General features: G+C 46.4%; 9 protein-coding genes and 1 pseudogene. 7 read left to right on the forward strand and 3 right to left on the reverse strand.

Annotated features, from left to right (window positions below; translation table 11 throughout):
* Nucleotides 1–323 (forward strand): transposase (locus BLV54_RS13110; RefSeq protein WP_090571816.1); only part of this gene is annotated, 323 nt, incomplete at its 5' end.
* 375 nt (nucleotides 324–698) lie between these two features.
* Here BLV54_RS13110 and BLV54_RS13115 read toward each other — a convergent pair.
* Nucleotides 699–1,010 carry a hypothetical protein gene (locus BLV54_RS13115; protein WP_090572091.1) on the reverse strand — a complete coding sequence of 104 codons (312 nt, stop codon included), beginning with the start codon at nucleotides 1,008–1,010 and terminating at the stop codon, nucleotides 699–701.
* Nucleotides 1,011–1,278: 268 nt separating this feature from the next.
* Here BLV54_RS13115 and BLV54_RS13120 point away from each other — a divergent pair.
* The 3 genes and pseudogenes from BLV54_RS13120 to BLV54_RS13130 form a co-directional block, all read left to right on the forward strand.
* Nucleotides 1,279–1,461: pseudogene (locus BLV54_RS13120) on the forward strand (IS1595 family transposase); the annotation flags it as partial.
* A gap of 112 nt (nucleotides 1,462–1,573) precedes the next feature.
* Nucleotides 1,574–2,587 carry a Vgb family protein gene (locus BLV54_RS13125; RefSeq protein ID WP_090572092.1) on the forward strand — a complete coding sequence of 338 codons (1,014 nt, stop codon included), beginning with the start codon at nucleotides 1,574–1,576 and terminating at the stop codon, nucleotides 2,585–2,587.
* A gap of 534 nt (nucleotides 2,588–3,121) precedes the next feature.
* Nucleotides 3,122–3,523, forward strand: a complete 402-nt coding sequence (locus BLV54_RS13130; RefSeq protein WP_090572093.1) for a GFA family protein — start codon at nucleotides 3,122–3,124, stop codon at nucleotides 3,521–3,523.
* Between the two features lie 129 nt (nucleotides 3,524–3,652).
* Here the strand turns inward: BLV54_RS13130 and BLV54_RS16205 are convergent, their stop codons facing one another.
* A complete protein-coding gene (locus tag BLV54_RS16205) occupies nucleotides 3,653–4,018 on the reverse strand; it encodes a hypothetical protein (RefSeq protein ID WP_176969775.1) in 366 nt (121 codons plus the stop codon).
* Nucleotides 4,019–4,102: 84 nt separating this feature from the next.
* On the opposite strand from BLV54_RS16205, the gene BLV54_RS13140 reads away from it, so the two are divergent.
* On the forward strand, nucleotides 4,103–4,846 hold the full coding sequence (locus tag BLV54_RS13140) for an SDR family oxidoreductase (RefSeq protein WP_090572094.1): 744 nt from the start codon (nucleotides 4,103–4,105) through the stop codon (nucleotides 4,844–4,846).
* Between the two features lie 316 nt (nucleotides 4,847–5,162).
* Here the strand turns inward: BLV54_RS13140 and BLV54_RS13150 are convergent, their stop codons facing one another.
* On the reverse strand, nucleotides 5,163–7,097 hold the full coding sequence (locus BLV54_RS13150; protein ID WP_090572096.1) for a putative bifunctional diguanylate cyclase/phosphodiesterase: 1,935 nt from the start codon (nucleotides 7,095–7,097) through the stop codon (nucleotides 5,163–5,165).
* Between the two features lie 731 nt (nucleotides 7,098–7,828).
* On the opposite strand from BLV54_RS13150, the gene BLV54_RS13155 reads away from it, so the two are divergent.
* Nucleotides 7,829–9,598, forward strand: coding sequence for a hypothetical protein (locus tag BLV54_RS13155; protein ID WP_090572097.1), 1,770 nt, complete (start codon nucleotides 7,829–7,831; stop codon nucleotides 9,596–9,598).
* 740 nt (nucleotides 9,599–10,338) lie between these two features.
* Complete coding sequence (locus BLV54_RS13160; RefSeq protein WP_090572098.1) at nucleotides 10,339–11,877, forward strand: bifunctional metallophosphatase/5'-nucleotidase; 1,539 nt, start codon at nucleotides 10,339–10,341, stop codon at nucleotides 11,875–11,877.
* The last annotated feature ends 79 nt before the right edge of the window (nucleotides 11,878–11,956 follow it).

Genomic DNA, 11,956 nt, shown 5'->3' on the forward strand with positions numbered 1-11,956 from the left:
CGATTGGTGCCCTGATTGGAAAGCTACTGGTAACCATCGGCCTGTTTGAAGCCAACATCAATGCTGATGTGTTTCATGGATGGGCGATGCAGGACCTGTTGCCTAAATTGCCACTACATTCCATCGTTGTGATGGACAATGCCACCTTCCATAAGAGACAAGACACACGGGATGCCATACATAACGCCGGGCATACCCTTGAATACCTTCCCGCTTATTCTCCTGATCTCAATCCCATCGAACACAAATGGGCACAGGCCAAGGCGCTCCGTAGACAACAAAACCAAACCGTCGATACGCTCTTCAAATCCTATGCATTCTGAATCATTCTTAACTGGTTAGGCTATACATGATGGCGTCTATTGTTAGACACTCCCAGCTTCAAACGATTTATAAAGCAAGGGTTAACAATGCGTTAGTGGCTTCACGTGGTGCTTCAATTTGGGACATTACTTGCCAATATGCCTTTTCAAAATAAACGCTATTGCCTCTGTCTTTATCGGTAAGAACAGATTTCGACTCAGATAAATTTGAATTCAATTCTTTAATCTATATTCAAAAAATACTAAAGCCTTTGCAAACCTGGTTGATAAAGAATTTGTAGTAACCTTGTCAATCCAATATAACCCGGTGAGCTATTTGCATCTCTCGCCGGGTTATTTTCTGCTCAGTGCGCATCCATGAGTATTGAATATCTTTTATTTCAATTTATGAGATTTCGATTTTTGTGGATGCCGGATTTCGACAAAAGTGCCGTCTTCTTCGATTGTAATTTCAATTGCCTCGCCATTAGGTTTTCTTACCTCAGCGTCATAAACGATGACCTTCTTTTTCATCGTTCGTTTTTCAACATTTTCTATCATTCCATCTTGCGTATATTCCTTGATAGTTTGCCGAACTTTTTCTGGAACTTGGAACAATGGAACATTGTCATCGAGTACCCTGGCTAAACTCGATGTTACGAAAAGCAGTATCATTAGTGAGCTAAGTATGAGAATTTTAATGTTCATCTTGGTTCTCCTGTTCATATTGTTAATATAAACGTTTTGTGACACGCTACCTTATGCAAACTTCACGCTGCTTCAGTATCTATCTTACAAATTGCTCTACTTCGTAGTCTAGTCGCTACATAATACATTGTCGTGCGGTTAGTTTTCTTTGTCTTCTTTCGCACTGTTGTGTTGGGGTTGGTGTACTTGGTATTGCTGCGACAGGTTTGTCGTAGAATAGGGGATAGACCACGGTTTCTAACTAAATGCTGTTAATTTGGAAACTGATAATGAATTTGCTCGGGATGGGTGTTGCTACATTAACGGTATTGAATCATTTTGGAGTTTTACCAAGCGACGTCTTGTAAAGTTTAATGATGTATCAGTTAATTTTAAGCTGCATTTAAAAGAATCTGAATGGCGTTGGAAAGAACAGCCTGAGGAACTTTTTAAGGAACTCAGATATTATTAGCTCTGCTAGTCTAGGGCCTTGATAAATAACAAGTGCAGTTGCCAGCTTACATATGGTTTAATGCGAATTAAATCTCCTTACTCCCTACGTCACTGATTTAAGAAGATTGATTATGAGCAAAATTATTTCAGCAGCACTCGGAAATATAACTGAATATAGCCTAAATTGGCCAAGCACTGCTCATGGCTCAACACATGAATTAGTGATTGATGAAGCACATATTTATGTTACTGGGCAAAACATGGATCAAATTGCTAAATGCAATTATGGAGGACAGGTAGTCGACTACTACAAGATGCCGGATGGCAGCGGTCCGCATGGTATATTAATTGATAAACATGGGAGGCTTTGGGTTTCTCTGGAGTTTTTTGGTTTGGTCGTACAACTGGATGATCAGGGAAAAATTGTCAAAGAAATCGATGTGCGATTATTTGTACAAGGTGCAAAAACGCCCATTAATCCAGCCCCCCACGGTATTTGTTTGGATGCGGACGGAGAAACCATCTGGTTCACTGGCAAGCGCACTAGTACTGTAGGTAAGATTAATCCCGATAGCAGTGTAGAGCATTTCCAACTGAACAATCTGGCTGCAATGCCCATATTCCTGTCCGCAGGAGCGGATGGAAATATCTGGGGAACTGAATTGCTAGCCAGTGCTATTCTAAATATCTTTGGCGACGGAACCGTCAGAGAATTTCCTATACCGACATCAAATAGTAGACCTATTGCAGTCATTCCAGACCCATCGAGCCCGTTCATGTGGTTTACAGAAGAAGCAGGAGTCAAGATAGGTAAAATCGATTTATCCGGCAAGATTACTGAATATCCCGTTCCCGCTCTGCAGAAGAATGACATACTTGCATCTCTGGTATTCGACTATGACGACAATTTGTGGGTGCAGGTTTATGTGGATCAAAACAATCCCAATCCATCAGGGTATGACTACATCCTGAAGTTTGATAAATCCATTCGACATATTGAGGGCTCTGACATTGCTGGGATTCCATTCAGCATGCACACCTTGCCTAGCAGGGGAACGATGATGCATCGGATTAAAATGGACTATAAGGGTAATTTATGGTTTACAGAAATGATGACAGATAAACTCGGCAAAATAACACTTTGATCCATTTCTAATCGTATAAAAACTCTACTGAAAGTGGCGATGAGCGAAGAGTCTATGCAGGTAACGAAGAGTATCTCCCTCATTACTACTGTAAATATGATCACTAACCCAGGTGGGTAAGGCTCTCAGAATCAGATTCATTTTTTCTTAGTGATATTGAGACTGTTAATCCACAGGTCCTCTTCTCTTTTTGCTTAAATACGCACCACATTATCACATTTCTTTCCAGTTACTATTTCATTAGTAGAATAGGGGACAGACCACGGTTGTTTCCAAATTAACAGCGCTTAGTTAGTACCCTTACTAATCTATTTTTACAATTTCCAGTGATATGTTAAGTTCTGCTGACATTTTGAGTTTCCTTATTCATTGCTCTGCCAGCTTATGTTTAAAGCATTATTAACAATAAGATAGATAAATTGAATGATGATCAAACGACATTTTGAGACATGTTGAATTTTTGTAAGACAGAGATGTTGTAATATTATGTTGGGATTGTAAAATATTGCTCTCAGGTTTCATGGAGAATTCATCGTGCTAAAAACGTACCGAGGCAGTTGTCATTGTGGTGCAGTCACCTTCGAAGCCGACTTAGACCTCACGCAAAGCTCGTATCGCTGTAACTGCTCCATTTGCAGGCGCACGCGCTTTTGGCCGGCGATAGCCAAACCCGAAAACTTCCGTCTGCTGACCGGCGAGTCAGAGCTAACTCAGTATTTATTTAATAATAAGAAAAATCATCACTATTTTTGCAAGCACTGTGGTGTTCGCAGCTTCGGTGTCGGCAATGAAACACCCATTGGGAAAATGTATGGAGTCAATCTTGGCTGTCTCATTAATGTAACTGACGAAGAGCTTTCAAAAGTTCCTATTACATACGTTGATGGGCTGCATGACAAATGGCAGAGCGCACCAGAGTTTTTTAGTCATTTATGAAGTACGCTATGGCTTAACAGACGCTCCAGCTGGCGGGCTTGCTTTCGCTTCGCTCTGGTAAGTCTCCGGTTGAGCTAGGGCGTTAGGCGCTTTTTCACATATTCAGTTTCAATGAGTGTTTTATGACTACTACATCTTTTGATCCGACGCCCGTCGAGTTGCGGCACCTGCGCCGCTGCGTGGATTAACAACTGAGGCATTTGAGGCGAGTGATAAGCTGTTTGGTTCTGTGCTTGTCGCCGCGGATGGGACCGTCCTCGCTGAAGACCGTAACTGTATGACTTCCAGCGACCGACCCGTTACCCGGAATTCGAGTTGGCGCATTGGGCCGCAGCGAATATGATCCCTGAGGAACGAGCCGCAGCCACCGTCTTCACCCCAGGTGAGCACTGTCTGATGTGCACCGCCACTTCTACAGCTCAGCCCAGGGAGCAAAACCGCAAATCCGGCCCGGATGACGCAATCCTGCAAATCCAACTGGAAGCAACTAGTCATGCCTGCCGCGAACCGCTCTGCGGTCGCTGAGCGTGGGTCATCAGGTGGCTCATTCGCATTTTTCTCAACAAGGAGGACAACTCTATGAACTCACTAAAGAATAAACGCGCACTGATCACCGGCGGCAGCCGTGGCATTGGCGCTGCTATTGTCAAGCGCCTTGCCAGCGAAGGTGCTCATGTCGCATTCACCTATGCTAGTTCGCCCGATAGAGCCAATGAGACCGTTAAGACTGCACAGGCGTTCGGAGTCCAAGCAGTTGCCATTCAGGCCGACAGCGCTGATGCCAGCGCAGTAGTCGCCCCTGTTGAGCGCACAGTGACGGAATTGGGCGGTATTGATATCTTGGTCAATAACGCAGGCGTGCTGGCTTTTGGTCCGATTGACGATTTCAAGCTCACGGATTTTGACCGCACCCTCGCTGTGAACGTGCGCGCCGTGTTTGTGGCGACACAAGCTGCTGTCAAGCACATGAAGGAAGGTGGGCGCATCATCAACATCGGCAGTTGCAACGCCGAACGGATGCCCTTTCAGGGTGGAGCGGTTTACGCGATGAGCAAATCCGCTCTCAAAGGGTTGGTCCAAGGATTGGCGCGCGATCTCGGTCCGCGTGGGATCACCATTAACAATGTTCAACCTGGCCCGATCGACACCGACATGAACCCTGATAACAGCGAGTTCGCCGATATGCTCAAGAAACAGGTTATGGCGCTGCCTCGCTACGGCACAGCCGAGGAGGTCGCAGCGATGGTTGCTTACCTGGCTGGCCCCGAGGCGGGCTACGTCACGGGCGCAAGCTTGAACATTGACGGAGGGTTCAATGCCTGACAGATGATCAACGATCGCCAATTTGATTCGGGATCCAGGGAGCATGCAGTCTAAACTGCGGCTTCAATGATGGATAAGGGTGTTTTTTCATATCGATCGGTTCCGGAATGAATGCTTCGCACGATATAGTGAGGACAGTGGAGTTACTGAAACAGGGAAACAGATTGTTGCTGACCGCTGGCCCCGCTGGATGACGGTCAAGGTTTTTGGAGTGCTTATCCATTGCTGGGGCAGTGAAAGGATAAAATGCAGATCCTATGGGAATTGAATGGATACGATTGAACCAATCCAGGCTGTCAGAAAATCATCTGAGGTACTACGCCGACTTACGTGTCCATTCACTTTCCCAATTGCTGAATTGTTCTGCCGGCATCGGCATACTGACCAGATAACCTTGTGCCACATCGCAACCCAGCTCTGCCAGGTGATCCCACACAGCTTGGCTATCCACTCCTTCCGCCACCACTTCCAAATCCAAATTGTGCCCAAGCTCAATGGTCGAGCGCACAATCACTGCTGAATCACTGCTTGCTACCATGGGCATGACAAACGATTGATCAATTTTGATTGAATCGACTGGTAACTTCTGCAAATAACTCAGACTCGAATACCCTGTACCATAGTCATCAATGAATAACCGGGTACCGAGTTTTTTTAACTTAGTCAACGTCTCCAACGCCACCGTCGGTTCTTCCATTAAGGCGCTTTCAGTCAATTCAAACTGGATCAGCTCCGGCGGAATGCCCCAAGTGGAAAACAAACCTTGGATGCGGTCGATGAGCAGCGGATCGTACAAATCATGCGCGGACAAATTCACTGATAAAGCCCGCTCCAGCCCTGCTTCATGCCAGGTATAGCTTTGGCTAAAAACCGCATCAAGCATCCAATTGGTTAAGGGAGTAATCAAGCCAGCATGCTCAGCGAGCTTGATGAATTCCATGGTCGCAAGCATACCATGCGCGGGATGCTGCCAGCGTACCAAGGCTTCGGCTCCGCACACGCGCCGCGATGCAATATCGACCTTGGGCTGGCAATACAGCAATAACTCATTTTGCTCGATAGCTTGGCGCAAATCCCCCATCAAAGACAGGCGCCGGGTGGATTCTTCTTCCTGTCCTCCCGCATAAAAGGAATAGCCACCTTGGGCAGAACAGACATCATGGGTGGCGGCATTGGCACGCCGTAGCAAGGTATCGGCTTCGGTGCCATGGCCAGGATAGAGAGCAATACCTATGCTGACGCGCGGATCGACCATCAGGCCTGCCACTTCCACGGAGTCATGTAGGGCTATGATCAGCCGTTGTGCGACTTGAATGGCATAGTCAGCTCCGCCGCTGGGTAAGAGCAGGGCAAACTCGCTTTCCCCCACTCGCGCCAGCATATCGCTTTCCTTGAGGGTATGCATCAAGCGCTGAGCCAGTTGTTGCAGCAATTGATCGCCAGAGCGATAGCCCAAGACCTGATTAATTTCACGAAAGTGGCCAATGTTCAGGTGCAAGAGGACGATGGCGCGGTGGTGTTGTTTGGCGGTGTGAATGGCGTCTTGCAAGCGATCGAGCAAGAGGGTGCGATTGGGCAATTCGGTCAGGGGGTCGTAAAAAGCGAGGCGCGCGATGGTGGCTTCGGCTGCCTGTTGCTTAATACGCATGCGCAGGTTGGCAATGCCATAAGCCAAGTCATCGGCCAATTTGCTGAGCAACTTGATTTCATTTTCATCAAAAGCATCGGGTTCGATCGTGCCCATACCCAAAGCACCGAGTACTTCTCCATCCAAGCGCAAGGGAAAGGCGGTAAATGCAGCAAAGCCTAGCTTGATCGCAAGTTCGCGCAAGGGGGCATAAGCAGGAGCAGCATAGATTGGATCGGTAAGGATGTGCCTGCCCACGCAGGGTTGACCAGTGCGAATCGCGGTGGCCATCGCGGTGTGACCCATTTCCGTATCGGCCCAAGTATAATGAAGCGCCTCCATGGATTCTTTGTCTACACCAATACCTGCCATATACCGGATGCTCTTGTCTTCATCGTGTTCCGCATATGCGACGCCAGCTACACGGTAGCCGCCTTTTTCCACGATGACTTGGCACATGTCGTGCAACAATTCTTGTTCATCCGAAGCATGCAATAAAGTATGATTACCGGCGCTCAAAGTGCTGAGGGCACGAGTAGCGCGCTCGAATTTCGTCAGCAATTCCCCATTCGTTGCGGATGAATCCGGGTTGTCTTTATTTGACTCATTAGCAGGGTATTCCATACGTCCTCACCTCGAGGTTGTAATAATTGCATTATAGTCAGTGGTACTTTCATTTCCTGCGCATTCTGACGCGCCGCGCATAGGAAAAATAAACACTCTTTCTGTTAGGGTTAAATTAAATATACGTAAAGCCAGATGTTTAGTCAAACACGCTGCTAAAAAGATTAGAAGAGCTAATTTGATTGGTCTTCTTTCTTGCTATTGATTTACCTTAATTTTAAACGCTGGAACTCATCGCATGTAACTGAAATGAGAAGCTGACTAATCCGCAACGACCTTGCCATGACCTTTTGTCAGATAATCTTCTGACTGCATCTCCATTAAGCGGGAGACCGCGTAGAATAGGGGACAGACCACGATTGTTTCCATATTAACAGCGCTTAGTTAGAAACCGTGGTCTGTCCCCTATTATCTGTTAGGTTCGACTCCTAGAATTTCTACTGCCAGTGTTTCAGTTGATAACGAATCATTAAGCATAAATAAGCCTCAAGAACACTTGGAAACTGGGATTAATGAGGATTGTTATTTTTTTCTATGATCAATAGGTTTTAGCAAAAATTCGTTTTAGTGTATCGGCATATTTAACGTACACACGCTAACCCATTCTTCGATGGGAGTAACCTGTGATTTGGCCCATTTAAAGCGCTATTTTCGAAGAAGAATCAATATGGGATTTCTTTTATGATTCACAAGTAATTTTCTATCCCTACATCTTAATTGAGTGAGACACTATGATTCTACGAACTCGTTTATTGTTTAATATTCTGATTGGTATCGCCTTAAGCAGTCTGCTACCTGTTCACGCGGATGATTATAAGCCCACTGGCATCGATTCCATTTTGTATTTTCAGGCTGCCATTAAGGATGCTGAATATTGTTCTATGACTGTTAAAAATGGTGAATTGGTTACCATCAATAGCAGTACCGGCAAGGCCCTGAGTAACGCTGCCATGACTTGTCCTGATATGTTTTCCTGGAAGCTCTTTGCTGACGTAATTCAGGCTAAATTCTGGTCAAACTGGGCTGACGAGAATGATAACTGGCCAGCGAATCCTTATGCACTTTGTCAACCTGGCCAAGCACCTGGTAAAGATGCTTGTTGCCAACCTGGGTCAGCGAACAACGATCCTGATCATTGTCCAGTGTATCCAGGCACTCAGTACGCTACTAGACTCAAAGTTTTGACAGAGGCTTTGGGAGAAGAAGCACAAAAGCTGGCGCGTGAGCCTGCCTTGCAGCGTCATACTCGTCTACCATTCCATGACACGCTTAATCCCCTTAGTCGCATGGTCAGAACACAGCTTATGAAGAACGCTGCCGAAACATCAGTACCTTCCTGTTCTGCGGTACCGATTGATGGTAAGACTGTGGATCTGACAGCAGATATCATCAAGAAATTTAACCCATCTGATGCAGAAAGTACTGGTCGAGTCATTCGTCAGACTAATGCTGAACTGACCGTCCGCAACAAGGTATTCCACGACTATCTGTTCACCAATAATTTGTATAATGCCAACGGTGTGTTGGATGTATTCAACGTCAACCAGAAAAATCTGCAGACAGAGGCGCCTTACCGTCGTGCCAATTATTCCTCTCAGGCCGGAAAACCAGGCGCGTTGTCCCGTGTGGATTTGCCGCCGGATGCTATCATGATCAAGAGCAATTGGCTGCACCATGATCTCGCTGTTGCTTTGGGATTGCCAAAAGATCCTAAGCAGTACATCAGCAAATTGCTGCAGACACAGATCGACTTGCAAGCGCTGGATATAAGCAAATCACCGCTCACTTGCAATTTGGAAGGCATTCATCACCTCGTAGCATTCCATATTTCCTCTAAAGATATTCCCAATTGGGTATGGACTACCTTTGAGCATATTAGCCTGTCCGGCCGCTGCGATATCACAGGTTGCAATGATGCTTACGGCTATGCAAGCAGCGACAAGAATCGCCCGGCTGGTACTGCAGATAATTATGTCAAACCCAATCAACATAGCGATCAATTGAACTCGCCCAGTATCGTGTTCAATCCGGACAAAGGTTATCCGCTGGAAATGATCCGTCCTGAATGGGAAAAACTACTTACTCAATTGAATATTGGTAGCGGTAGCAGCACGAGTGAGGTTGAACCTGATCCAGAGGATATTGCTTGGCGTAATTTCCGCCTCAAAGGCTCACAAGTGGAGTTTGTAAACTCGATCGGTCAATCGACGCTATTGGGTAATTCAGTGACCGAGGCGGGATTTATGGATGGTTCGAGTTGCATCAGCTGTCACGCAAGAGCAGGTGTGGCGCTGAATAGTAACGGCTCAGCTAATTTCCTCGCGCTCTCGGTATTTGAACGCAATCTGACCGACTTTGGCTATGCGCGCAGCCATCATGGCATTCCTAATCCGTTCTGGTTCTACAACGATAACAATAGCCGACCAAGCATGCTGGTCATGCAAACAGATTTCATCTGGGGTTTTCTCAACGCTAGCCCTATCGTGTCCAGTAAACCATAAAAGCAATTCCTAGCTGTTTTCAACCTGTGCAGCTTGACTGCACAGGTTGAAGCAGATGTGCGATACGATAGCTACTAATAGATATCCATCTTGCATTGCACAAGCAATTCACGCGCCAAGTATTACCTGCCCAGGCTCGCCACCTTTAATGCGCCGAAAGACACAAAATGTTTTTACGCCTGAAGAGGTAGCCCCTAGGTTGCAGTCCTGAAGTTTTTGCGTCGTAGTAAACATCCCGCTTGCCAAGACCAGGTAGCAGTAGTAAATCGATAGCTGCTTTGGTGAAGTTTATTTTATTTGCTATATCAGTTTTCGTGGAGCTGTAAATAACCTAACTTCGAATGAATACTGATCTAAACATAAAGAAAATCTAGGGGATAGTGATAGAAAGCTGCTCGGTAGTAATCATCTCGCGCATATATCCAATTAAATCGTAGTTTTATCATCATCTAGAAAGAACGCAACCCCGATACTGTTCCTTCTATAGCCGTCGACAATGAAACCCAAACACTTTTGTTCGTAGAATATGAAGCAACCAAAGGAATCAGGCTGGTAGAGCCAGGATTAAAGTCATGTGAATTTGACCATAGATAGCAGGAAATGAGAGTATCGTTGTGCCTTTTCCCGTAATATTAATGTTACAACTTTGTCATTGACTTCTAAATCGATCATCTATGTTAATCAGATAATTATATCTGTGAGGTCTTCCTTAGATTGTTAAAAAGGGAGGAGAGCTAATCATGAGACTGAATTGGATTGCCATGGGAGCGGCCCTATTATTGATGGTCAGTGCGGGTACCTATGCAGCCAATGCTCAGACTACTACCACGATCAAGATACTTGCCTTTAACGATTTTCATGGCCAGATTGAATCACCTGGAACTTTTGTGACCCCAGAAGGGGCTAGGTCCAATGTTGCAGTCGGCGGTGTGGATTGGCTGGCTGGCTATATCGCCAAGTCTAAAGCCAAGAATCCTGCTACCACCGTCGTTTCTGCCGGTGACCTGATCGGTGCTACTCCCCTCGTTTCTGCTCTGTTTCATGACGAGCCGACCATCGAAACCATGAGCATGGCTGGCCTGGAATTCAACGCTTTGGGCAATCATGAATTCGACGAAGGCTTAGATGAGTTAAAACGTATGCAAAAAGGTGGTTGCCATCCTACCGATCTCAATTCTTGTCGCGGCGCTGAAGTGGGCGCGCCAACCGATGACGAGGGAAAATTCAGCGGGGCGAATTTCAAGTTCCTGGCGGCCAATGTGGTGGAAACGAAAAGCGGCCAAACTATCTTTCCCTCCTTCGCCATTAAGACATACAAAGGTGATCTGAAAGTTGGTTTCATTGGCCTGACTTTGAAGGAAACTTCCACTCTTGTTAGCCCAGGTGGCGTGGTTGGCCTGGATTTCAACGACGAAGCAGTTGCCATCAATGCTTTGATTCCTGAACTGCGTGAGCTAGGCGCGGAAGCTATCGTGATCTTGATTCATCAAGGCGGTATTGTGCTCTCTAATCAGGATGCCTCCACCATGAACTCATGTGAAGGCAACTTGGAAAATACTCCGCTGAAGCCCATCGTCAATGCCCTGCATGATGATGTGGATCTGGTTATCTCAGGCCACACCCATCAGGCATACAACTGCATGATCACCAACAGCATAGGTCGCTCCATTCCGGTGACCAGCGCTAACTCAATAGGCCGAATCCTGACTGACATTGACATGACCATCGACAATAGATCTGGTCACGTTATCAAGATTAACGCCCAGAACGTTCTGGTCGATCGCAACGACACCAGTGTTACTCCCAATGCAGCGATCAAGGCCATGGTCGATGGCTATAAAGCCCTGTCGCAACCCATCGCTAATCGTGTGATTGGCTCGATTACTGCCGACATTATCCGCACTCCAAATACGGCTGGCGAATCGGCCTTAGGGGATTTGATCGCCGATGCGTATTTGAATGTTACCAAGATTCCCGGTTTTGGCGAAGCCGTGGTGGCTTTTGTGAACCCGGGTAGCATGCGTGCCGATCTTATTTTTCCATCCAGCAACGCCAAAGAAGGTGACGGCAAGATAACCTATGGCGAGGCCTTCCTCGTGCAGTCTTTCGGCAACAGCCTGGTGACTATGACTCTGACTGGCTCACAAATTCACACTCTGCTGGAGCAACAGTTCATGGGCTGCACAGCAGGTTATCTGACAGGCGGTTCCAGTGGGCAACCATTCAACCTATTTTCCTCAGTTGACCCTATAAAAACAGCTGCAAACGTAGTACTGTAAAGGTTTTACGGTTGGATGAAGGAGTCACCTAATGGGTGAAAAGGATTTTGAGGAAAAAGGAGTAGTCAAGGCGGTAGGT

Origin of the sequence: Nitrosomonas sp. Nm33 (assembly GCF_900107265.1) — a bacterium.
Classification (GTDB): domain Bacteria; phylum Pseudomonadota; class Gammaproteobacteria; order Burkholderiales; family Nitrosomonadaceae; genus Nitrosomonas.